Annotated in this window: 24 protein-coding genes; 14 read left to right on the forward strand and 10 right to left on the reverse strand. The window is 60.5% G+C overall.

Translation table 11 applies throughout. From position 1 onward, the window contains the following. Positions 1 to 126: 126 nt before the first annotated feature. Positions 127 to 1,344, forward strand: a complete 1,218-nt coding sequence (locus PSH86_RS09940; protein ID WP_176688261.1) for an MFS transporter — start codon at positions 127 to 129, stop codon at positions 1,342 to 1,344. An 11-nt stretch (positions 1,345 to 1,355) separates the two neighbouring features. Here PSH86_RS09940 and PSH86_RS09945 read toward each other — a convergent pair whose 3' ends face one another. Next, positions 1,356 to 1,763, reverse strand: a complete 408-nt coding sequence (locus PSH86_RS09945; RefSeq protein WP_163854612.1) for a DoxX family protein — start codon at positions 1,761 to 1,763, stop codon at positions 1,356 to 1,358. A gap of 57 nt (positions 1,764 to 1,820) precedes the next feature. Between PSH86_RS09945 and PSH86_RS09950 the strand changes: the two genes are divergently transcribed. Beyond that, entirely contained in the window at positions 1,821 to 2,249 is a 429-nt protein-coding gene (locus tag PSH86_RS09950; protein WP_239548676.1) for a helix-turn-helix domain-containing protein, read from the forward strand. A 15-nt stretch (positions 2,250 to 2,264) separates the two neighbouring features. On the opposite strand, the gene PSH86_RS09955 is transcribed toward PSH86_RS09950, so the two are convergent. The 3 genes from PSH86_RS09955 to PSH86_RS09965 form a co-directional block, all read right to left on the reverse strand. Further along, positions 2,265 to 2,750: a hypothetical protein gene (locus PSH86_RS09955; RefSeq protein ID WP_305489488.1), complete on the reverse strand. Its 486-nt coding sequence runs from the start codon at positions 2,748 to 2,750 to the stop codon at positions 2,265 to 2,267. Positions 2,751 to 2,893: 143 nt separating this feature from the next. Next, positions 2,894 to 3,181, reverse strand: a complete 288-nt coding sequence (locus tag PSH86_RS09960; RefSeq protein WP_058545613.1) for a DNA-binding transcriptional regulator — start codon at positions 3,179 to 3,181, stop codon at positions 2,894 to 2,896. A 2-nt stretch (positions 3,182 to 3,183) separates the two neighbouring features. Then, positions 3,184 to 3,498, reverse strand: a complete 315-nt coding sequence (locus PSH86_RS09965) for a type II toxin-antitoxin system RelE/ParE family toxin (RefSeq protein WP_116831887.1) — start codon at positions 3,496 to 3,498, stop codon at positions 3,184 to 3,186. A gap of 130 nt (positions 3,499 to 3,628) precedes the next feature. Here PSH86_RS09965 and arsN2 point away from each other — a divergent pair, with 130 nt between their 5' ends. Beyond that, the gene (gene arsN2, locus PSH86_RS09970) at positions 3,629 to 4,060 is read left to right on the forward strand and encodes an arsenic resistance N-acetyltransferase ArsN2 (RefSeq protein WP_116831888.1); all 432 of its coding nucleotides are present in this window, start codon (positions 3,629 to 3,631) and stop codon (positions 4,058 to 4,060) included. Here arsN2 and chrA read toward each other — a convergent pair. Further along, complete coding sequence (chrA, locus tag PSH86_RS09975; RefSeq protein ID WP_109751620.1) at positions 4,057 to 5,415, reverse strand: chromate efflux transporter; 1,359 nt, start codon at positions 5,413 to 5,415, stop codon at positions 4,057 to 4,059. The two genes, arsN2 and chrA, sit on opposite strands and share 4 nt — an antisense overlap. A 178-nt stretch (positions 5,416 to 5,593) precedes the next feature. Here chrA and PSH86_RS09980 point away from each other — a divergent pair, with 178 nt between their 5' ends. The 5 genes from PSH86_RS09980 (at position 5,594) to PSH86_RS10000 (ending at position 11,523) form a co-directional block, all read left to right on the forward strand. Then, complete coding sequence (locus PSH86_RS09980; protein WP_116831889.1) at positions 5,594 to 6,253, forward strand: ribonuclease T2; 660 nt, start codon at positions 5,594 to 5,596, stop codon at positions 6,251 to 6,253. Positions 6,254 to 6,464: 211 nt separating this feature from the next. Beyond that, positions 6,465 to 8,036 carry a GGDEF domain-containing protein gene (locus PSH86_RS09985; RefSeq protein ID WP_116831890.1) on the forward strand — a complete coding sequence of 524 codons (1,572 nt, stop codon included), beginning with the start codon at positions 6,465 to 6,467 and terminating at the stop codon, positions 8,034 to 8,036. A gap of 107 nt (positions 8,037 to 8,143) precedes the next feature. Then, entirely contained in the window at positions 8,144 to 8,938 is a 795-nt protein-coding gene (gene xth, locus PSH86_RS09990; protein WP_109751623.1) for an exodeoxyribonuclease III, read from the forward strand. Between the two features lie 116 nt (positions 8,939 to 9,054). Continuing rightward, a complete protein-coding gene (locus tag PSH86_RS09995; RefSeq protein ID WP_109751624.1) occupies positions 9,055 to 9,879 on the forward strand; it encodes an arylamine N-acetyltransferase in 825 nt (274 codons plus the stop codon). A gap of 123 nt (positions 9,880 to 10,002) precedes the next feature. Continuing rightward, positions 10,003 to 11,523 carry a nucleobase:cation symporter-2 family protein gene (locus PSH86_RS10000; protein ID WP_109751625.1) on the forward strand — a complete coding sequence of 507 codons (1,521 nt, stop codon included), beginning with the start codon at positions 10,003 to 10,005 and terminating at the stop codon, positions 11,521 to 11,523. A 213-nt stretch (positions 11,524 to 11,736) separates the two neighbouring features. On the opposite strand, the gene PSH86_RS10005 is transcribed toward PSH86_RS10000, so the two are convergent. After that, positions 11,737 to 12,087 carry a hypothetical protein gene (locus tag PSH86_RS10005; RefSeq protein WP_109751626.1) on the reverse strand — a complete coding sequence of 117 codons (351 nt, stop codon included), beginning with the start codon at positions 12,085 to 12,087 and terminating at the stop codon, positions 11,737 to 11,739. Between the two features lie 260 nt (positions 12,088 to 12,347). Between PSH86_RS10005 and PSH86_RS10010 the strand changes: the two genes are divergently transcribed. Further along, positions 12,348 to 13,169: a shikimate 5-dehydrogenase gene (locus PSH86_RS10010; protein ID WP_116831893.1), complete on the forward strand. Its 822-nt coding sequence runs from the start codon at positions 12,348 to 12,350 to the stop codon at positions 13,167 to 13,169. Between the two features lie 6 nt (positions 13,170 to 13,175). Here PSH86_RS10010 and PSH86_RS10015 read toward each other — a convergent pair whose 3' ends face one another. After that, complete coding sequence (locus tag PSH86_RS10015; protein ID WP_305489493.1) at positions 13,176 to 13,823, reverse strand: YceH family protein; 648 nt, start codon at positions 13,821 to 13,823, stop codon at positions 13,176 to 13,178. A gap of 130 nt (positions 13,824 to 13,953) precedes the next feature. Here PSH86_RS10015 and PSH86_RS10020 point away from each other — a divergent pair, with 130 nt between their 5' ends. Beyond that, positions 13,954 to 14,463, forward strand: a complete 510-nt coding sequence (locus tag PSH86_RS10020) for a DUF1993 family protein (RefSeq protein ID WP_109751629.1) — start codon at positions 13,954 to 13,956, stop codon at positions 14,461 to 14,463. Between the two features lie 225 nt (positions 14,464 to 14,688). Here PSH86_RS10020 and sstT read toward each other — a convergent pair whose 3' ends face one another. After that, positions 14,689 to 15,921, reverse strand: a complete 1,233-nt coding sequence (gene sstT, locus PSH86_RS10025) for a serine/threonine transporter SstT (protein WP_116831894.1) — start codon at positions 15,919 to 15,921, stop codon at positions 14,689 to 14,691. A gap of 282 nt (positions 15,922 to 16,203) precedes the next feature. Here sstT and PSH86_RS10030 point away from each other — a divergent pair, with 282 nt between their 5' ends. Further along, a complete protein-coding gene (locus PSH86_RS10030; protein WP_109751631.1) occupies positions 16,204 to 17,355 on the forward strand; it encodes an MFS transporter in 1,152 nt (383 codons plus the stop codon). On the opposite strand, the gene nhaR is transcribed toward PSH86_RS10030, so the two are convergent. Then, a complete protein-coding gene (gene nhaR, locus PSH86_RS10035) occupies positions 17,352 to 18,248 on the reverse strand; it encodes a transcriptional activator NhaR (RefSeq protein ID WP_063322135.1) in 897 nt (298 codons plus the stop codon). The genes PSH86_RS10030 and nhaR overlap by 4 nt on opposite strands. A 139-nt stretch (positions 18,249 to 18,387) precedes the next feature. Between nhaR and PSH86_RS10040 the strand changes: the two genes are divergently transcribed. Together PSH86_RS10040 and PSH86_RS10045 are read left to right on the forward strand one after the other, a co-directional pair. After that, on the forward strand, positions 18,388 to 18,639 hold the full coding sequence (locus tag PSH86_RS10040; protein ID WP_109751632.1) for a hypothetical protein: 252 nt from the start codon (positions 18,388 to 18,390) through the stop codon (positions 18,637 to 18,639). 26 nt (positions 18,640 to 18,665) lie between these two features. Continuing rightward, a complete protein-coding gene (locus tag PSH86_RS10045; protein WP_109751633.1) occupies positions 18,666 to 19,415 on the forward strand; it encodes a TerC family protein in 750 nt (249 codons plus the stop codon). 67 nt (positions 19,416 to 19,482) lie between these two features. On the opposite strand, the gene PSH86_RS10050 is transcribed toward PSH86_RS10045, so the two are convergent. Then, positions 19,483 to 19,647: a hypothetical protein gene (locus tag PSH86_RS10050; RefSeq protein ID WP_176688252.1), complete on the reverse strand. Its 165-nt coding sequence runs from the start codon at positions 19,645 to 19,647 to the stop codon at positions 19,483 to 19,485. Positions 19,648 to 19,870: 223 nt separating this feature from the next. Between PSH86_RS10050 and PSH86_RS10055 the strand changes: the two genes are divergently transcribed. Continuing rightward, on the forward strand, positions 19,871 to 20,548 hold the full coding sequence (locus PSH86_RS10055) for a hypothetical protein (protein WP_109751634.1): 678 nt from the start codon (positions 19,871 to 19,873) through the stop codon (positions 20,546 to 20,548). Positions 20,549 to 20,602: the final 54 nt, after the last annotated feature.

The following is a 20,602-nucleotide window of genomic DNA, read 5'->3' on the forward strand; positions in this document are numbered from 1 at the left end:
AGATAGCCGCCGGACCGCTCGCCAACTGCTTGCGAAAGCAGCCTGCCTGAGACGGTGATGTCGGTTGTGCCCCTCGTCATCGCGAGCAGGCTCGCTACCACACAAGAAACACAGGATTTTCTCCCAATGACCGATAACTCATTGCCACAAGGTCAGCCCGCCTGGGGCGCGGTATTTGCCATGGCCCTTGCCGCGTTCGTGCTCGTTGCTTCGGAGTTCATGCCAGTCAGCCTGCTGACGCCGGTCGCGGCTGCTCTGCAGGTCAGCGAAGGGCAGGCCGGCCAAGGCATTGCCGTCTCTGGTGCCTTTGCCCTGATCACCAGTCTGTTCATTGCTTCGATTGCCGCCCGGGTCGACCGTAAGTGGTTACTGTCAGGACTGACCCTGTTGATGATCGTTTCTGGAACGGTGGCCGCACTGGCGCCCAACTACGCCACATTCATGGTGGCGCGCGCGTTGATCGGTGTTGCGATTGGTGGCTTCTGGTCGCTGTCGGCGGCCACGGCCATGCGGTTGGTGCCGGACAACCAGGTTCCGCAGGCACTGGCCGTCGTCAATGGTGGCAATGCCCTGGCAACCGTGATTGCTGCGCCGCTGGGCAGCTTCCTTGGGGCGATCATCGGTTGGCGTGGCGCGTTTTTCTGCATCGTGCCCGTTGCTGCCGTCGCTCTGGTCTGGCTGCTGTTACGCCTGCCGGCCATGCCTTCGCAGGCGAAGCAGGGCAGTACCAATGTCTTCAGGTTGATGACCCGGGCTCCGGTCGCGCTGGGCATGCTGGCGGTCAGCACATTTTTCATGGGCCAGTTCATGCTGTTCACGTATCTGCGACCGTTCCTTGAAACGGTGACACAGGTGAGTGTGTCCATGCTTTCCATCCTGTTGCTGGTGATCGGGGTGGCAGGCTTCCTGGGAACATTCCTGATCGGCGCATTCCTGAAAAACGGTCTGTATCGGACGCTCGTCGTCATTCCCCTGTTGATGGCCGTCATCGCCATTGCCCTTGTTTGGTTCGGCGGTTCAGTGACGATCACGGCCCTGTTGCTCGGCCTCTGGGGCCTGGTGGCCACCGCGGCTCCCGTAGGCTGGTGGACCTGGCTGGCGCGTACGCTACCGGACGATGCCGAAGCCGGGGGTGGCTTGATGGTGGCGATCGTCCAGCTCGCCATCGCGGCGGGCGCGACAGTGGGCGGTGTTCTGTTTGATCTGAGTGGCTATCGTGCGACCTTCGAAACCAGTGCGGCCGTGCTGGGCGTTGCCGCTGTCCTTACTGCGCTGGCCGCTCGGTCAGCGGTTCGGGAGTCTTCATCGACTTCGCACGCAACGCCCTATAGCACGATGGGTTGAGGCAAAGTCCGTCAGTCGGGGAGGACCTGGTGCTGCGCCGCGCCAGGAGCATAGGGCGACGGCACTTCGCGGACAGTGTTCTGGGTCAGGAAGGAGGCGATCAGCAACAGGATGCCTATTGCTGCCGGAAGGGCGCCGCGTGGCTTGCGCACACTCAGGTGCGCGGACGCCGACAGCAGCAAATGATAGAGCATGCCTGCATAGGCCAGGTCGCTGAGCGCTACGCTTGTGCGCGACAGAATGGCAACTACTCCGAGGATTTTCAGGACGGTGAGCATCGGTACCAGGTAGCTGGGGTAACCGAGGTCGGCCAGCGCCTGGCCTACCCATGCCTTCTTGGTGACGTATAGCGTTGCGGACGCCAGGTAAAGCAGGGCCAGCGCCGTCGTACTGATCCAATAGAGGGAGTGTTCAATCATGAGTATTTTCCTGAGTGGGCTGGGTTGAATCGACATAGAGCGAGAATGTCGCCTAACATGAAAGCCCGCAAGAAGGATGAAAAAGTGATGGTTAGTATGGAAAACCAGACTAATGAAAATGCCGAGGTCAACATGCACGAGGAAATGCGCCGTGCGTTTGCGTTGCTCTCGGGCAAGTGGAAGCTGGAAATCATGTGGTTGCTGCATCAGCGGATCTATCGCTTCGGGGAGCTGCGCAAGGCCATTCCCGGCGTTACTCAGCACATGCTGACGGCGCAACTTCGTGAACTGGAGAGGGATGGCCTGGTGTCGCGCACTGTCTTCGCCGAAGTACCGCCGCGGGTTGAATACGAGATCACGCAAAAGGCCCGTGGGCTCGGGCCGACGATGGAGGCGCTGACGGCGTGGTGGAATGAATACGGGAAAAGCGTGCCCGTGAAGGCGAATCCACGCGGGCGTAAACCCGTCAACAATGGGCGACCTTAAGGTCGCCCATTGGCGTTATAGCCCGAGACCTTCCTCTATCAGGGAGAGCAGGGCGTCCTCGTCCAGTGTCACTGGGTCAGGTTGTTGCCCGGTCAACCGAAGCGGCTGGAGATGCCATAGCGATTCCCCATGCTCGCCGAGTGTGCGCACGATGCAGTGCTCCTGTCCCTTCATATGGACCTCGATGCATCCTTCTCCCTGGGGAGAAAAACGCGCAATCGGATCGAATGAAATGCGGCGATGATTGCCTTCGATCACCAGTTGATCGATGGCGTAGTTGTACGTCGAACCGCTGGAATGACTTTCAAACACGTGGGTGGGATTGCGCCGAATGTCCAGGCCAGCCTCGCACACCGGCGCCAGCCAGATTTCGATCTGGCGATACAGTTCGTAGACTTGGGCGGGCCAATGCTCGATCGCCAGGTCGGCGCAGTTGTCGGTATCGGCGCGGGTTTGCTGGGTTCTCCGTAGTTTGGCCGCTAGCTCGTCTGCCTTGCTCATGTCGATTCCCTGTCGTGATGATAGGTTGAGCTTAGCTGATGGGGCGGGGTGTTCATTTGCGCTGGGTCATGGGGTGGTGTCGGGAGCGAGCACCTTCGCCCATGGAAGCAGTGCTTGAGAGGTTCTGTTCATTTCGGCAATGCTTAAACGGCTAGGGCGCTGATCACGTGTTTCGGATCATTATGAATCGCCCGCAGCAGTGCTTTAGCGGGGCCGGTAGGCTCGCGTCGTCCCTGCTCCCAGTTGCGAAGCGTGCCCAGTTGGACATCGATCAGTGCTGCGAACTTGGCTTGGGTCAGGCCGGTAGCCTTGCGTATTTCCTTCACTTGCAACGCATCGACGATGAACTCCCGTGACGGCTGGCGTTCGCCTCGGACGATTTCATCCATCTGTTGTACGCTTTCCATCAGCTCATCGAAAAATTTGCTCATGGTTATCTCCAGTGCTCGACAATCAATTTCAATGCTTTGCGTTGATCGACGGTCAAGTCTTGCTGTTCATTTTTCGGATATATCATCAGTAATGCGATCCGCGAAGCATGGACGAAGTGGTAGTAGATCACCCTGGCCCCACCCCGTTTGCCATGGCCTTTGGCTGCGATACGAATCTTTCGGATCCCTCCGGTGGCTTCCATGACATCACCAGCGGAAGGATTGCAGACCAGTATTTTCTGTAGGACAGCGAAATCATCGTCATCCATCAGTTCTTTGACCCGACGGGTAAAAATTGGAGTTTCAATAAAAATCATTGCTAATGTACGCCAGTGGCTTACTTTCGAGCAATCCTATTGAACCCCGTCCCCCGATGCACCCGGTGAGTTGTAACCAAATTCGGACGTGCCCGATGATCAGGGCAGGACACTGCAGCGAGCATCAACCATGCGAATGACAGCTTTGAGCAATAACGACCTGGGATCATTGCGCGATGCGCTTGCCCTGGCCGGTCTACCCGTGGATGACCTGACGTATCCCGGTCGACAGTTCTTCAGCTTCAGCCAACAAGGCGTTGATGTGGCGTTTGGTGGCATCGAGGGGGAGGGCGCCGACCGGTTGCTGCGTTCGCTGGTTGTCCTTGAGGGGCAACGGGGAAAGGGCACTGGTGCGGCGGTGCTGGCCGCTATCGAAGCATTTGCGAAACGTGAGGGGGCAGAACGGCTGCACCTGTTGACCGACAGCGCCGCCGCGTTTTTTACCGACCAGGGCTATCAGGTGCAGGATCGCTCGTTGGCGCCCGCTCCGATCAGGGCGACGGCCCAGTTCAAGACCTTGTGTCCGGCCTCGGCGACGTACCTGAGCAAACGCCTGGTCTAGCGCAGCAAATGCACCGCCAGCCCGGCCAGACCGCACGCCAGCAACACCTGGATCACCCCGCGCTTGTAGCGAAACAGCGCAATGGCCGCCAAGAGGGCGATGATTGCCGACGGCCAGTCCAGGGCACCTGCAAAACCGTTGGGCCAGAGCACGTGGTAACCGAAGAAGCACGCCAGGTTGAGGATCACCCCGACCACCGCTGCGGTAATCGCCGTCAGCGGCGCGGTGAATTTCAGCGTGTTGTGCGTCGATTCCACTAGCGGGCCGCCGGCCAGGATGAACAGGAACGAAGGCAGGAACGTGAACCAGGTCACCAGCGTGGCGGCGACGGCCCCGGCGAGAAAGGCCTGTTCGGGACCGAACACCTGCATCACATAACCGCCGACGAAACCGACAAAGGCCACGACCATGATCAGCGGCCCGGGAGTGGTTTCGCCCAAGGCCAGGCCGTCGATCATTTGTGTCGGCGTCAGCCAGCCGAAGTGTCCGACGGCCCCTTGGTACACGTAGGGCAAAACCGCGTAGGCGCCGCCGAAGGTCAACAACGCGGCCTTGGTAAAGAACCAGGCCATTTGCGTAAGCGTGCCGCCCCAGCCAAACACGGCGGTCAGCAGGCCCATCGGCAATAGCCATAGCAGGGCACCGATGACGGCCAGACGGGTCAACCTGGCGGCGCTGAACCGGGCGTGTTCCGGGGGCGGCGTATCGTCGTCGATCAATGCGGGGCCGAAGGATTGGTGCTGGGAATCGTGACCGCCCAGGCTGAATTTCCCCGGTGCCCAGCGGCCACCGAAATAACCGATGACAGCCGCACCCAGGACGATCAGAGGGAAGGGGAGATCAAAGGCGAATATCGCGGTGAACGATGCCGCGGCGATCGCCCACAACCAATTGTTCTTCAGTGCGCGGGAGCCGATCCGGTGGGCTGCATGCGCCACGATTGCTGTCACGGCCGGCTTGATGCCATAGAAAATGCCCGCCACTATCGGCACCTCGCCAAAGGCGACGTACAGCCAGGACAACGCGATGAGGATGAACAGCGAGGGCAGCACGAACAGCGCCCCGGCAATCACCCCGCCCCAGCTTCGGTGCATCAGCCAGCCCAGGTAGGTCGCCAGTTGCTGGGCCTCTGGCCCCGGCAGCAACATGCAGTAATTAAGGGCATGCAGGAATCGTCGCTCGGAAATCCAGCGTCGGCGCTCCACCAACTCCTGGTGCATGATCGAGATCTGCCCCGCCGGGCCGCCGAAACTGATGAAGCCCAGCTTGAGCCAGAACCAGAAGGCCTCGCGCAGGCTGACGGTGTCGGGTCTGCTCAGGGGCTGTTCGTCATGGGGGCGGATCGGTTTGCTCATGGGCGACGGGCACTTAAAAGTCAAAGGCGATCTACGTTATGGGGCGTTACGCAATTTAGATAGCCCCCGGCGAGGTTTGCTTGTAAAAAAACAACTCTCCAGAGAGTTGAAACACCAAATTGAAACAGTCATCGCCGGATCATCCCGCCTTCGCACAATCGCCCCAAGGAGTGGGTCAATGAAACAACGTCTTGCCGTGGCCGTGCTGATCGTATTGACACTGGGCTGCATGGGAGTGGGCAATGCCCGCGAATCTGGCAATGCACGGGCGCAATCCGTGGCCGGAGTGTTCGATTACTACCTGCTGGCGCTGTCCTGGTCACCGACGTTCTGCCTGACTCACCAGAATGACGCACAGTGCTCCGGTAAAGGCTACGGCTTTGTACTCCATGGCCTCTGGCCGCAATACACCAAGGGCGGCTGGCCGCAATCCTGTGCGCCTCAGGTGCCTTTGACGAGAGAGGAGCAGAAGAAGGGCCTGACCTTGTTTCCTACCCGCAAGTTGATGGCGCATGAGTGGTCCAAGCATGGTACTTGCAGCGGCCTCGGCGCCATGGGCTACCTGGAGGTTGCCGACAAAGCCCTGGGGGCAGTGAAAATCCCACCACAGCTGCAACCGTTCAATTCCTCGTACTATTTTGAAGCCGAGGAGATCATCCGGCTGTTCCGCCAAAACAATCCAGGCATCGCGCCTGATGGCATTGCGGTGATTTGTAGCGGACCGCAGCTGTCGGAAGTGCGGGTTTGCATGGACAAGGACCTGGCGTTCGCCGCGTGTGGAAAGGGTGTCAGGACACAGTGCCGGGCTGGGGAAATCCGAGTGCCGCCTGTGCGGTGACCACCCCAAACCACTGGCCTTTGGTGCGGGAAACTCTGGGCCCTGGAGAGGGCATTTTTATCGGCTGTCAGGCTGGTTTTTGGATCCACTCAAGCCACCCATCGGCTCCGCTGCACAGGCAAATTGCCGCCTCACAAGCGGTAGGCTAAGCTCTCGAATATTGGGGGCTTTGAGCGAATTCGCTCATGTTTTGCCCTCTTCAGGAACTCGCTTGCCTATCCCTATTCTCGATCCTTTCCATGCCCCTGGCGGTGCCTTGAAACGCCTGCCGTTGCTCAAGGCAGCGGTGACGTTTATCGCGGCGGTGTGCCTGTGCCTGTGCGGTTTGCTTTACCTGCAATTGGAGCAGTCTCGCAGCCAGGATCTGGAGTCGGCCCGCATCGCCTCGGCCACTCTTGCCCGGGCCATGGCCCAGCAGGCCCAGGACACCTTTCTCCAGGCTGATCTGGTGTTGGCCAGTTTGACGGATTGGATCCAAGTTGACGGCTTCGGCCCCGCAGTACAGCCACGCTTGCAGCAAACTTTTGCCCGACGCGTGCAGTCGCTTGAGCAATTGCATGGCCTGTTCCTGTTCGACAAGCACGGTCACTGGGTCGTGACCTCCTTTGACAATCTGCACAGGGGGCCAGGGGTGGCGGATCGGGAGTACTTTGCTTTCCACCAACAGAACGCCTCCCTGGTCGCCCATATCGGCCCGGCAATCCGCAGTCGGCAAAACGGCGACTGGATCATCCCGGTTTCCCGACGCTTGAATGATCAGGATGGCAACTTCCTGGGCGTGTTGATGGCCGGCGTCAAAATGTCGTACTTCGACCGATTCTTCAAAAGCTTCAATCTGGATGATCAAGGCGAGATGGCCCTGGCTTTGTCCGACGGGACGCTTTTGGCCCGGCGTCCCTTCGATGAGGGACGGATCGGTCATCCGCTGTCCGAGGAACATATCTACAACCATGCCCTGGCCAGCGGCATGGCTGGCGATGCACTCATCCGTTCCGCCATCGATGGTGTCGTCAGACTTTATGGACATCAACATCTACAGGCTTATCCGCTGGTGGTCACCGCGGCGATATCCGAAGAGGCGATCCTGGCGGGCTGGCATGACAGGGCTTTCCAGTCCAGCCTCATTGTCGGCCTGGTGGTGCTGGGCATTTGCTTGTTCGGCTGGGTATTCGTGCGCCAGGTACGTAATAGCGAACGGATCGAGGCGGACTTGCGCAAGGCCCAGGAAGCGTTGGAGCTGATTGCCACGCACGACAGCCTTACCGGGCTGGCGAACCGCCGCCTGTTCGAGCGGGCCCTGGACATCGAGTTCGGCCGGGGCGCCCGTCAGCGCAGCCCCTTGAGCCTGATCATGCTCGATATCGATTTTTTCAAACGCTACAACGACGCCTATGGACACGTGGCCGGGGATCATTGCCTGGCGGAAGTGGCCAAGGTGCTCAAGAGCAGTTGCCATCGCAAGGCCGATCTGGCGGTACGTTATGGTGGCGAAGAGTTTGCGGTACTGTTGCCCGACACCAATCTCTCGGGGGCCATGGCGTTGGCCGAGCAGATCCGCCGCAGCGTCATCGACAGGCACATCACCCATTCCGGCTCCCCGACCGGCTACCTCACGGTAAGCCTGGGCTGCTATGCCTTTGTCCCCAGCAGCCTGGACAGCATCGAAATCTTCATCCAGCGGGCCGATGCGGCGCTTTACCAGGCCAAGCACAGCGGCCGCAACCGCGTGGCGGTGCTATCGACGGAAGGTGGGCTCGATACGCTGGCGCGCTCGGATCGTTGAGATCGGTTGGAATCTCGATGATGGGGCGCGGGTTCCTGAAGACCTGTGCAACCACTGCGTCCGGTTGTCGGTCACAACTGTGACTTGGCATTTCGGATTCTGGACCTATGAAAAACCTTCGGATCGCGACCTTCAACATCAATGGCATCCGTGCCCGGCTGCCCAACCTGCTGGAATGGCTGGAGCGGGAGAGCCCTGACATCGTCTGTTTGCAGGAGCTCAAGGCCGTGGACAAGGATTTCCCGGCGGCGGAGTTGGAGTCGGTGGGGTATGGAGCGATCTGGCACGGGCAGGCGTCCTGGAACGGTGTCGCGATCCTGGCCCGTGACGCGCAGCCGCTGGAGAGCCGCCGAGGACTGCCCGGCGGGGATGACGACAGCCACAGTCGCTATCTGGAGGCGGCGGTCCATGGTGTGCTGGTGGGCTGCCTTTACCTGCCCAACGGCAACCCGCAACCGGGTCCGAAGTTCGACTACAAGCTGGCGTGGTTCGAACGGCTGATCGACTATGCCCAAGGATTGCAGGCCAGTGATCATCCCGTGGTGCTGGCCGGTGACTACAATGTGGTGCCCACCGACATGGACATCTACAACCCGCGCTCCTGGCTCAAGGATGCGCTGTTGCAGCCTGAAAGCCGCGCGTGCTACCAGCGGCTGCTGGACCAGGGCTGGACCGATTCGTTGCGCCACCTCTATCCGGACGAGCGGATCTACACCTTCTGGGATTATTTCCGCCAGCACTGGCAGAAAAACTCCGGACTGCGCATCGATCACCTGCTGCTCAACCCGACGGCCAGCGCCTACCTGAGCGAGGCCGGCGTGGACGCCTGGGTCCGTAACCAACCCCACCCCAGCGACCACGCGCCCACCTGGATCCGGCTGGCTTCACGCAAGCGGCGGTGAGCGGGCGAAGCGCTCCGGTCGCTTGTTGTCTCTGTGAGGGGAATGTCTTATACCTGGCGCCCAATAGCAGTGCGTATGTCGTGAGCGCTGCGCCGCCCCCGGAAAAGGACACCCTCATGAGTCATTCCCAACTGAGCGACACGGCCCGCTATCTGCGGCGCCTGGGCTTCGATGCGCCCCCCGCGCCGACCCTCGACACGTTACGTCAACTGCAATGGCGCCATACCGCCGAATTCCCCTTTGAAACCCTCTCGACATTGCTGCGCCAACCCGTGCCCATCGACCTTGAGTCGGTCGAGCGAAAAGTGTTCGAGCAAGGACGCGGCGGTTATTGCTATGAACTCAACCAATTGTTCCTGGCGTTGTTGCAGACGTTGGGTTTCGAGGCCCGGGGCATCACCGGACGCGTGGTGATGAACGCGCCTGAGGGCACTTGGACTGCCCGGACCCACCGGCTGAGCCTGGTGACGTTCGAGGGTGTGCGCTACATCACCGACGTCGGCTTCGGTGGCATGGTGCCAACAGCGCCGCTGCTGCTGGACAGCCGTGAGGCACAAGTCACGCCCCATGAACCGTACCGCATCGAGACCCATGCGGACGGTTACCTGTTGCGTGCCAACGTGGCCGACGAATGGCGGCCGATGTACCTGTTCGATCTGCAACGCCAGGAAGACATCGACTACACCCTCGGCAATTGGTACGTCTGCAGCCACCCTGAGTCGCCGTTCATGGGCCGGTTGATGGTCGCCCGCACCGGTGATGGGCTGCGCAAGACCCTGAACGGCAACAGCTATGCCGTGCACCGGATAGGGCAGGAGAGTGAACGACGATCGCTCACCGATGCCGACGAGTTGATCGACGTGCTGGAACAGGAATTCGACTTGCGCGTGCCGCCTCGCGAGCTGTTGCGGCCAGCAGTCGTGGGCTTGCTCCAGCCATAAAAAGGCTGTTGGGCGGGAAGCCTGTGCCTGGGTAGGGTAACAAGTTGTATACAACTCTATGGACATTTGTCCTGAGTTTTGAATACAGTGTGCCCATAACAAAAAACAGGGAATTCCCGAACCATGAAAACGCCCCATGTTTCACTCCCACGGCCCGAGGACGAAAACCTTGGCGTCGGCGCGAATATGGCTTACGGCCTGCAACATGTGTTGACCATGTACGGCGGCATCGTCGCCGTGCCGTTGATCATCGGCCAGGCAGCCGGGCTTTCGCCGGCTGATATCGGTTTGTTGATTGCCGCGTCATTGTTCGCAGGGGGCTTGGCGACGTTGCTGCAAACCCTTGGCTTGCCGTTTTTCGGCTGCCAGTTGCCCTTGGTGCAAGGTGTATCGTTCTCGGGCGTCGCGACCATGGTGGCGATTGTCGGCAGCGGCGGGGAAGGCGGCTTTCAAGCCATCCTCGGTGCGGTGATCGCAGCGTCGCTGATCGGTTTGCTGATTACCCCGGTGTTTTCGCGCATCACCCGGTTCTTTCCGCCCTTGGTCACTGGCATCGTGATCACCACCATCGGCCTGACCCTGATGCCGGTGGCGGCGCGTTGGGCGATGGGTGGCAACAGTCACGCCGCTGATTTCGGCAGCATGGCCAACATCGGCCTGGCTGCGGTGACCTTGGTACTGGTGTTGTTGCTGAGCAAAATGGGCAGCGCCACCATCTCCCGGTTATCGATTCTGTTGGCGATGGTCATTGGCACTGTCATCGCTGTGTTCCTCGGCATGGCGGACTTTTCATCGGTCAGCCAAGGCCCGATGTTCGGCTTCCCGACCCCGTTCCATTTCGGCATGCCGACCTTCCACATCGCCGCGATCCTGTCGATGTGCATTGTGATCATGGTGACTCTGGTAGAAACTTCCGCCGACATCCTGGCCGTGGGTGAAATCATCGACACCAAAGTCGACTCGAGGCGCCTGGGCAACGGCTTGCGGGCCGATATGCTGTCGAGCATGATCGCGCCGATCTTCGGTTCCTTCACCCAGAGTGCCTTTGCCCAGAACGTCGGGCTGGTGGCGGTGACCGGGATCAAGAGCCGTTTCGTAGTGGCGACCGGCGGGGTGTTTTTGGTGGTGCTCGGCCTGCTGCCGTTCATGGGGCGGGTGATCGCGGCGGTGCCGACCTCGGTGCTGGGCGGTGCCGGTATCGTGCTGTTCGGCACCGTGGCTGCCAGTGGCATCCGCACGCTGTCGAAAGTCGATTACCGCAACAACGTCAACCTGATCATCGTCGCCACCTCCATCGGCTTTGGCATGATTCCTATTGCCGCACCGAATTTCTATGACCATTTCCCGAGCTGGTTCGCAACCATCTTTCATTCGGGCATCAGTTCTTCGGCAATCATGGCGATCGTGCTGAACCTGGCGTTCAACCACCTCACTGCGGGTAACTCCGACCAACAGTCGGTTTTCGCTGCCGGCACCGAGCGGGTGTTGCGTTACCAGGACCTGGCGGCGCTGCGCGAAGGCGATTACTTCAGCGACGGCAAGCTGCATGATTGCGATGGTAACGAGATTCCCGTGGTGGCGGAGTCTGTTCACGAGCCGGCAGGGCATGCGCCGATCCGACTGAAAAGCAGCGAGCACGTCTGACCATTACACTGTGGCGAGGGGATTTATCCCCGCTGGGCTGCGCAGCAGCCCCTAAGCAGTCAACTTAACCTGCCTGACACACTGGGTTGTCGGCATTTAGGGCCGCTTCGCGCTCCAGCGGGGATAAATCCCCTCGCCACAGGTTATCCAGCGGACATGAAAAAGCCTGTGATCAAGGATCACAGGCTTTTTTGTGCTGCTCGAAAGAGCTGATTACCAGCGGCCGTAATGGCCCCGTGGTGGGCCGTAGTAGTAGCCCCGTGGTGGCCCGTAATACACCGGTGCCGGGCGATAGTAGATCGGTTGCTCTACATACACCGGCTGTGGCTGGTAATAGACCGGTGGTGGCGGCTGGTAGTAGACCGGCTGCGGCTGGACGTAGACCGGTTGCTGCACATACACCGGCCGATCACGGTTGATGATGGCCGAGCCGACGATGGCCGAACCGACGATTGCGCCAAACACTGCGGGCCCCTCCCAACCACCACGACCGTGGGCGGATGCCTGGCCGGTGACCGCGAGTGCCCCCATGAGCAGGGCGATGATGGGAAGTTTACGATTCATGGCTGTTCCTCGTTTCGGCCCCGGCGCCTGTGGTCTGCAACAGACCCGATGAGGGTCGCGGGGTTACTTGCTATGACAGCGATTTTCTCAAGATTTGCGACGCCGTTGGGTAAATATTGTGTAAGGTCTGTAGCGCTTTTCTTTACCGCGCCGCGTCATCCAGGGGCCGGAGATCGGGCCGGGCCGGGCGGTATCATCATCGAATAAACCTTTCGCGACGGTGTTTCCGTCTGTCCGAAAGTGAACGCAAGGAGACACGCGTGCAGATCAATCCCAACAAAGACACCCAACTGTGCATGTCGCTCTCGGGGCGTCCCGGAAACTTCGGCCTGCGCTTTCATAATCATTTGTATGAACAATTGGGCCTTAACTTCTATTACAAGGCATTCAGCAGCCAGGACCTGCCTGGAGCGGTAGGCGGTATCCGCGCCCTGGGCATTCGCGGCTGCGGCGTGTCGATGCCGTTCAAGGAAGCCTGCATCGCCCTGGTGGACGAGCTGGATCCTTCCGCCGCCGCGATCCAATCCATCAACACCATCGTCAATACCAACGGCCATCTGAAGGCCTACAACACGGATTACATCGCCATCGCCCAGTTGCTGCAAAGCCACGCCGTGCCCAAGGACTCGACCTTTGCCCTGCGCGGCAGCGGCGGCATGGCCAAGGCTGTGGCCAGTGCCTTGCGTGATGGGGGTTACAAGAACGGGCTGATCGTTGCCCGCAATGAAACCGCCGGGCGAGCCCTGGCCGAGTCCCTGGGGTATGAATGGCAAGCTGAACTGGGGAGCCGACAGCCGCAGATGCTGATCAACGTCACGCCGATCGGCATGACCGGTGGCCCGGAGGCCGACCAATTGGCGTTCGAGCCCGGGACCATCGCCGCGGCCGAGACCGTGTTCGATGTCGTGGCGATCCCGTCGGAAACGCCACTGATCGTGCGCGCCCGGGCCGAAGGCAAACGGGTCATCACCGGGCTGGAAGTCATTGCGATCCAGGCCCTGGAGCAGTTCGTGCTGTACACCGGCGTGCGACCCAACCTGGAGCAATTCGAAAAAGCTGTCGCCTTCGCCCGCTCGGCGTAGACGCCGCTATTCCAGCCGCGCCAGGCGTTCTTCCAGTGCCGCGATCCGCGCTTCGAGTTCTTCGATGCGCTCCAGCGAGACACCGCCGCCGGCGCCGCGCTCCACCGGGTGCTGGCGAGCGGCGAGAATCGCTTCGATGTCCGCCGGGTCGCCCATGGCGTGCACATAGCGGTCCTCGCGCTGGCCGGCCTGGCGTGGCACCAGCAGCGCCAACCCACGGGCGATCAGGCGTTCAAGCTGATGCAGCACTTGTTCGACATCTTCGAAGTCGTGCATCCGTGCGCTGCGGGTCAGTAGCTCATTGACCGTTTGCGGGCCACGCAGGAACAGCAACCCCATCAGGACCACCTGGGCCGGCACCAGCTCCAGGGCTTTGTCGACCCGATGTTCCCAACGGTCGGCGCGGCTGCCCATCACCAGTTTGGTAAAGCCGCGACCTTCCAGCGCCCGCAGGCTCTGGCCAACCTGGCCCGGGTTGAGGTTCATCACCGGTTCGCGGCTGGTTTTCTGGTTGCAGGCCAGTACCAGGGCGTTGAGGGTCAGCGGGTAGGTCTCGGGGTTGGTGGCCTGCTTCTCGACCAGTGCGCCGAGGATGCGGATTTCCGTGTTATTGAGCCGTGGTTCTTCAGCCTGCTGTTGTTCTTCGATGCTCATCGCGCGTTCCCTATGCTGTGGAAGCCGCCTAGCCTAATCCTTGCGCAATAAAAGACAAGCCGTGCAACAAGCCGTGGCTATAATCGCAGCCGTTTGATTCATTCTTTCCTGCCACCTGCATGAGATTGCCATGACTATTTCCCTGTACGCCGCTTCCGTCCCGGTTTTCAAGCAGATGCTCAACGCGTTGAGCGACGTTCTGAACAAGGCCGAAGCCCACGCCACCGCGAAGAACATCGACCCGAACGCCTTCCTGCAAGCCCGCCTGTACCCGGACATGTTCCCGCTGGTGCGCCAGGTGCAGATCGCGGTGGACTTCGCCAAAGGTGTGTCTGCACGCCTGGCTGAGGTCGAAGTGCCGAAGTATGACGACAGCGAGACCACCTTCGCCGAGCTGCAAGCCCTGATCACCAAGGTATTGGCCTTTATCGAGGGCATCCGCCCTGAGCAGATCGATGGCAAGGAAGGTATCGAAATCGTTACCCGTCCGGGCACGCCGAAGGAAAAGCGCTTCAGCGGCCAGAGCTACTTGCTGACCTACGGCCTGCCGCAGTTCTTCTTCCACGTCACCACCACCTACGCATTGCTGCGCCACAATGGTGTGGAAGTGGGTAAGCGCGACTACATGGGCGCGTTCTAACCCCGCAGGCATGAAAAAGCCCGGGACGGTGTGGGCCGTTCCCGGGCTTTTTTGTGGCTGTCTGTTACATCCTCGGCGGATGTACCGCCGCTATCGCGAGCAGGCTCGCTCCCACAGGGGGCAACGGTGCTCGCACAATAGACGCTACACAACAAATCTCCTGTGGGAGCGAGCCTGCTCGCGATGACGGCGTCACAGACCTCACAAGAGGCAGGTCGATCCTGATTACGCCGTACGCGCGAGCTTCTCTTCCTCACCCAGGCAAGCCGCCGCCGTGAACAGCACGTCCGTCGACGAGTTCAGCGCCGTCTCCGCCGAGTCCTGCAGGACACCAATGATGAAGCCCACCGCGACCACTTGCATGGCAATTTCGCTGGGAATACCGAACAGGCTGCACGCCAGGGGAATCAGCAACAGCGAACCGCCAGCCACCCCGGATGCACCGCACGCGCAAATGGCCGCGACAACGCTCAGCAGCACGGCCGTTGGCACATCCACTGCGATACCCAGGGTATGCACGGCCGCCAGGGTCAGTACGGTGATGGTAATGGCAGCGCCCGCCATGTTGATGGTCGCGCCCAGTGGGATCGATACCGAATAGGTGTCTTCGTGCAGGCCCAGGCGTTTGCTCAGTTCCAGGTTCACCGGAATATTCGCCGCCGAGCTGCGGGTGAAAAACGCCGTGATGCCACTCTCGCGCAGGCAGGTGAATACCAGCGGGTAGGGGTTGCGACGCAGTTTCCAGAACACGATGAGTGGGTTGACCACCAACGCCACGAACAGCATGCAGCCGATCAACACGGTGAGCAGGTGCAGGTAGCCGAGCAGGGCGCCGAAGCCGGAAGTGGCCAGCGTCGAGGCCACCAGGCCGAAGATCCCCAGCGGGGCGAAGCTGATCACCAGGCGCACGATCACGGTCACGCCGTTGGACAGGTCGTCGAGCACAGTGCGTGTGGTTTCGCCGGCATGACGAATGGCGATACCCATGCCGATGGCCCAGGCCAGGATGCCGATGAAGTTACCGTCCATCAGCGCCCGGACCGGGTTGTCCACCACGCTGAGCAGCAGGCTTTGCAGCACCTCGCTGATGCCGCCGGGCGCCGTGACCGCGACGTCTTGGGTCGACAGCACGAGACTGGAGGGAAACAGCGTACTGGCCACCACCGCGACCACCGCAGCGGCGAAAGTGCCCAGCAGGTAGAGGAACAGGATCGGCCGGATATGGGTTTCCTGGCCGTGCTTGTGGTTGGCGATCGAGGCCATGACCAGCACGAATACCAGGATCGGCGCCACGGCCTTGAGCGCGGAAACGAAGACCTTGCCGATGAATGCGGTGGCTTTCGCCAGGTCGGGCGCCAGCCATGCCAGGACAATACCGGCGATCAGGCCGATGATGATTTGCGTCACCAGGCTGGTGCGTTTAAGGCGTTGCAATGGGGTAACGGACGAAGCTGTCATAGCGGCATCTCTGATTTTATTGTGTGCGACGGTCGACGAATCAGGGCAACAAGCGGGCAGGCCACATGAGCGGACCGAGAGAAAGTACGGCGTTTGCAGGCCGCGGACTTTATCACAGCCGGTAAAAAATCTGACGGACCTGTGACAGTCCGTCACCCTTATCCGGACCATGGCCTGCGTTTGTAAGACGCGCGCATTCTGTTAGGCTTTGCCGTTCTCACCTTCTTACCGCCAGCGGGCCCTTGGGCTAACGCTGGTGTCGTCGTTTCGCTGGAGTTCTGCATGTTGTTACCCATTTTCCTGTTGTCAGCCGCCGGTTTTACCGTGCTGACCACGGAATTCGTCATCGTTGGCCTGTTGCCCTCTATCGCCCGTGACCTGCATGTCACTATTCCCCAGGCCGGGTTGCTGGTGACGTTGTTCGCGTTTACGGTGGCCGCGTTCGGGCCATTCCTGACCGCCTGGTTCGCCCGCTTCGAGCGGCGCAAGTTGTTTATCAGCGTGCTGGTCATGTTCGGTCTGGCCAACATGCTTGCCGCGTTCGCCCCCAACATCTGGGTGATGGCCATTGCCCGGTTGATTCCGGCCCTGGGCCTGCCGGTGTTCTGGGCGCTGGCCAGTGAAACGGCGGTGGACATTGTCGGACCCCAGCTAGCCGGGCGGGCCATCGCCCGGATCGGCTTCGGTATCGTCTGTGCCACGGTGTTTGGCATTCCCGTGGGTACGTTGATTTCCGATGCGTTTGGCTGGCGCAGCGCGTTCGCGATCCTGGCTGTCATTGCCTTCGCCAAGGCCTTGCTGCTGTTTATCTACTTGCCGAAAACCAACCTGCACCAACATCAGGTGAGTTTCCGTTCGCAATTCAAGATCCTGCGCAGCCCGTTGATGCAAGGGCATGTGCTGTTGTCGATCCTGGTGTTCAGCGGCATGTTCACCGCCTACACCTATCTGGCGGATATCCTCGAGCGCCTGGCCGGATTCGACGGCACTCTGGTGGGCTGGTGCCTGATGGGCTTCGGCGCCGTCGGCCTGCTGGGCAATTCCCTGGGCGGCCGTGCGGTGGACCGGCATCCGTTGATCGCATCGATGGTCTTCTGCCTGTTCCTGATCGGCGGCATGGTGGCGTTGGTGCCGAGCATTCATTCGCCTCTCGCGCTGGCGGCGGCGATGGGCATCTGGGGCGTGACCCAGGCGGCTTTGTTCCTGGTCAGCCACGTGCGACTGATGAAGGCGGCCCCACAGGCTCCGGCGTTCGCCGCATCGTTGAACATTGCCGGGGCCAACCTGGGGATTGGCCTGGGGGCGATGGTCGGTGGCCGGGTCATCGATACCCTGGGCCTGGGCAGTGTCGGGTTTGCGGCAGCCGGGTTCATCTTTGTATCGATCCTGCTGGCGTTGCTCCTGATGACCTTCAAGCCCCGGGTTACCTGCTAGGCGCTGAACAACTCGCGTCGGGCGCCCTCGGCAATCGCGACAATGCCCGGGTGGCTGACCTTGCGTTCCACGGAAATGGCGTAGAAGGATTCGCTCACCGCATCGGTCTGGCCGATCACTTCTACGCCGTACTGGCGCTTCACCTCTTCGGCGATCACGCTTGGACCGATGAAAATCCCGCTGCCGGATTGACCGAAGGCCTGCATCAATGCGCTGTCGTCGAACTCGCCGACGATGCGCGGCTGGATCTGCTGTTCGGCGAACCAGCGTTGCAAGCGGCTGCGCACCACGGTTTCCGGCCCGGGAATCAGCAGCGGAGCGTCATGCAGGCCATGGGGGAAATCCTGCCCGTAGCGTTCGGCCAGCGCGGCGGTGGCGAAAAAGCTGATCCCGCATTCCCCCAGCTTCTGGCTGTAGCCCTTGATGTCCAGGTGGGTCGGCATCGGGCTGTCGGAAATCACCAGGTCCAGACGCTGGATCGCCAGGTCCGCCAGCAACCGTTCGAGCTTGTCCTCGCGACAGGTGATGCGTAGCGGCTCGCTCAACTCCATGGTCGGTGCCAACAATCGATAGACGATGGATTTGGGCACCACATCCGCCACCCCGACCCGAAACAGGGTTTGCTGTTCGTTGGGCTGGGCCCGCAGCATCAGCTCCAATTCGCCGCCCAACTGGAACATGTGTTCGGCGTAGGGCAATGTCTGGCGGCCGGCCTCGGTCAGTTCCAACTGCCGCCCGACCCGACGAAACAGCTTGATGTTATAGGTCTGCTCGAACAGGGAAATCTGCCCGCTGATGGTCTGTGGGGTCAGGTTCAACTGCTCGCACGCTCGCACGATGCTGCCGGTTTTCGCCACCACCCAGAAGTAATGCAATTGTCGGTAATTGAGCATGGGTTCACGTTAGTTCGTAAAAAACGAAGTATAACCGCTGAAAATACGAATTTTCCTGAAGTATTCGCGTCTCTAGAATGCCTGGCCATTGGTGGGCCACTTCATGCTCCTTCTATATCTCTCAAGAGGCGTTCATTCCATGACATACAAATCCGTGGGGCTTGCAGCCTTGTTGGCGATGTCCGCAATGACACTGGCGGGCTGTGAACAGGCTGAAAAAAGTGCCCAGCAACTGATGGGGCAAGCTGCGCAAACCGCCAAGCAGGCCATAGACGATACCCACAAAGCCGCCGAACAGGCGATCAGCGAAGCTACCGGCGGGTTGATCAGCCCCAAGAAACAACCGGCTGAAGACGCTGAAAAATCAGAATCCTCTACCGAAACCATCTAACCCGTCACATCAGTCAGGACTGACCCATGGATTATCTTTTACAGCTCGCCGCCAGCCCCACCGCGTGGATCGCCCTGGCAACTCTGGTGGTCATGGAAATCGTGCTTGGCATCGATAACCTGATCTTCATTTCGATTCTGACCAACAAATTGCCGGCTCAGCATCGAGCCAAGGCGCGGCGGATCGGTATCGGCATGGCGCTGATCCTGCGCCTGGGCTTGTTGAGCACCATTGCTTTCATCGTGCAGTTGACCGAGCCGGTCATCGAAATCCTGGGCCAGGCGTTTTCCTGGAAAGACATGATCCTGATTGCCGGCGGCCTGTTCCTGCTGTGGAAAGCCACCACCGAAATCCACCACAGCATGGACCCGGCGCCGGATGATCCCAAGACAGCCACGTCCGGTGTGACCCTGGGCTTTGCCGCGGCAATCGGTCAGATCCTGATGTTGGACCTGGTGTTCTCCATCGACAGCATCATCACCGCCGTGGGCATGACCGAGCATCTGCCGATCATGATCATTGCAGTCGTTGTGTCGGTGCTGGTGATGCTGCTGGCGGCCGAACCGCTCGCCAAGTTCATCAACGACAACCCGACCGTGGTCATGCTGGCCCTGGGCTTCCTGATCATGATCGGCATGACGCTGATCGCCGAAGGCTTCGGTGCCCATGTGCCCAAGGGCTATATCTACGCGGCCATGGCGTTCTCGGCGGCGATCGAGGTGTTGAACATGTTGTCCCGACGGGCCAAGGAAAGGGCGTTGGCCAACAACGCCTGATGCCAGGCAGACAGAAGCCACCCGGGTCCAGGCCCGGGTGGCTTTTTTTGTTTTGAATGGCGAGTGGTCAGTGTGCGGTGGCGTGGCGCCGGGCGGCTTTTGTGGTTTTTTCCGATTGCGCAGCTGGCGCGTGGTGATGGCGCCGGGTGATCCGAAGCACGCCCCACAGCATGGCCGTGGCTACGCTCAGCCAGCCGAATATCAGCATCAGAATTGTCGTTGTCAGGCTCATCTGTGCCTCCTTTTATCCCGGTCCGGGATAACCCACTCAGTACAGTGGACAGTCTAGTCGCTCAAGTGTTGCAGGTAGTCGATCCGTGGCGGTTGGGCACGGATCGGTTCGTTCTATCGCGCTCGTAAAACTGTTGTTATGGCTATACCCAGGGCTGTGCGCGCCTTATGATCGTCGACCCAAGCCTGGCCCGGATGCCGGGTGCCTGAACAAGAGAGTCATCATGTCGCCGGTCATTTCATCTTTTCGATCACTGGTACTGACAGTGTCCTGTCTCGTCGCCCTGGCGGGCTGTGCGGGCAGTGTGTCGCCGCAGATCCAGCGCCTGCCCGAGCGGGTGGAACTCAACAGTGTGCCGTTCTATCGTGGCGAAATGCACCAGGGCGCCCCGCAGTCCCTGGCCGCTCTGTTGACGCTGCAAGGCACGGTAATTACCCCGGGGTTGCTGGAGAAACCATTGCACCTGCCGGGTGGCGAAACCGGTTTGCAGCAGAATATGCAAACCCTGGCGCGCGAATACGGGTTGCTGGTGTATCCCCTCGACGCCAAGCTGCCCGCGCTGTTGGAACAGGTCGCGGCAGGTTATCCGGTGCTGGTGCGCTACATAGACGGTTCGGCGTTCTGGGCCGAGCCTCGGTATGGGATTCTCGCCGGCTACAACCGTCAGAAGCAGACGGTATTGCTGCGATCAGGCATGAACCGGCGGCAATTGATCAGCTTCAGTGCCTTCGAATCGGCCTTCAAGAGCGCGGGTGGCTGGGCGGTGCTGCTCCAGCGTCCCACGCAGCTTCCGGCCAATGTCGATTCACAGCGTTGGCTGAAAGCGGCGGATGAATTGGCTGGGGCAGGGCAGGAGCAAGCAGCCGCACGAGCCACCAAGACCTTGGGTGCGGCACACTGATCGTTCACCCCGTTCGTCACTTGCCGGGCACAACCCGGCAGGCCTGAGGCTCTT

Origin of the sequence: Pseudomonas sp. FP2300, from assembly GCF_030687595.1 — a bacterium.
Taxonomy (GTDB): Bacteria; Pseudomonadota; Gammaproteobacteria; order Pseudomonadales; family Pseudomonadaceae; genus Aquipseudomonas; species Aquipseudomonas bijieensis.

Coding starts and splice junctions, on each gene's coding strand:
- PSH86_RS09940 (WP_176688261.1), top strand. CDS start 127: ATGACCGATAACTCATTGCCACAAGGTCAGCCCGCCTGGGGCGCGGTA.
- PSH86_RS09945 (WP_163854612.1), bottom strand. CDS start 1,763: ATGATTGAACACTCCCTCTATTGGATCAGTACGACGGCGCTGGCCCTG.
- PSH86_RS09950 (WP_239548676.1), top strand. CDS start 1,821: ATGAAAGCCCGCAAGAAGGATGAAAAAGTGATGGTTAGTATGGAAAAC.
- PSH86_RS09955 (WP_305489488.1), bottom strand. CDS start 2,750: ATGAGCAAGGCAGACGAGCTAGCGGCCAAACTACGGAGAACCCAGCAA.
- PSH86_RS09960 (WP_058545613.1), bottom strand. CDS start 3,181: ATGAGCAAATTTTTCGATGAGCTGATGGAAAGCGTACAACAGATGGAT.
- PSH86_RS09965 (WP_116831887.1), bottom strand. CDS start 3,498: ATGATTTTTATTGAAACTCCAATTTTTACCCGTCGGGTCAAAGAACTG.
- arsN2 (WP_116831888.1), top strand. CDS start 3,629: ATGCGAATGACAGCTTTGAGCAATAACGACCTGGGATCATTGCGCGAT.
- chrA (WP_109751620.1), bottom strand. CDS start 5,415: ATGAGCAAACCGATCCGCCCCCATGACGAACAGCCCCTGAGCAGACCC.
- PSH86_RS09980 (WP_116831889.1), top strand. CDS start 5,594: ATGAAACAACGTCTTGCCGTGGCCGTGCTGATCGTATTGACACTGGGC.
- xth (WP_109751623.1), top strand. CDS start 8,144: ATGAAAAACCTTCGGATCGCGACCTTCAACATCAATGGCATCCGTGCC.
- PSH86_RS09995 (WP_109751624.1), top strand. CDS start 9,055: ATGAGTCATTCCCAACTGAGCGACACGGCCCGCTATCTGCGGCGCCTG.
- PSH86_RS10000 (WP_109751625.1), top strand. CDS start 10,003: ATGAAAACGCCCCATGTTTCACTCCCACGGCCCGAGGACGAAAACCTT.
- PSH86_RS10005 (WP_109751626.1), bottom strand. CDS start 12,087: ATGAATCGTAAACTTCCCATCATCGCCCTGCTCATGGGGGCACTCGCG.
- PSH86_RS10015 (WP_305489493.1), bottom strand. CDS start 13,823: ATGAGCATCGAAGAACAACAGCAGGCTGAAGAACCACGGCTCAATAAC.
- PSH86_RS10020 (WP_109751629.1), top strand. CDS start 13,954: ATGACTATTTCCCTGTACGCCGCTTCCGTCCCGGTTTTCAAGCAGATG.
- sstT (WP_116831894.1), bottom strand. CDS start 15,921: ATGACAGCTTCGTCCGTTACCCCATTGCAACGCCTTAAACGCACCAGC.
- PSH86_RS10030 (WP_109751631.1), top strand. CDS start 16,204: ATGTTGTTACCCATTTTCCTGTTGTCAGCCGCCGGTTTTACCGTGCTG.
- nhaR (WP_063322135.1), bottom strand. CDS start 18,248: ATGCTCAATTACCGACAATTGCATTACTTCTGGGTGGTGGCGAAAACC.
- PSH86_RS10040 (WP_109751632.1), top strand. CDS start 18,388: ATGACATACAAATCCGTGGGGCTTGCAGCCTTGTTGGCGATGTCCGCA.
- PSH86_RS10045 (WP_109751633.1), top strand. CDS start 18,666: ATGGATTATCTTTTACAGCTCGCCGCCAGCCCCACCGCGTGGATCGCC.
- PSH86_RS10050 (WP_176688252.1), bottom strand. CDS start 19,647: ATGAGCCTGACAACGACAATTCTGATGCTGATATTCGGCTGGCTGAGC.
- PSH86_RS10055 (WP_109751634.1), top strand. CDS start 19,871: ATGTCGCCGGTCATTTCATCTTTTCGATCACTGGTACTGACAGTGTCC.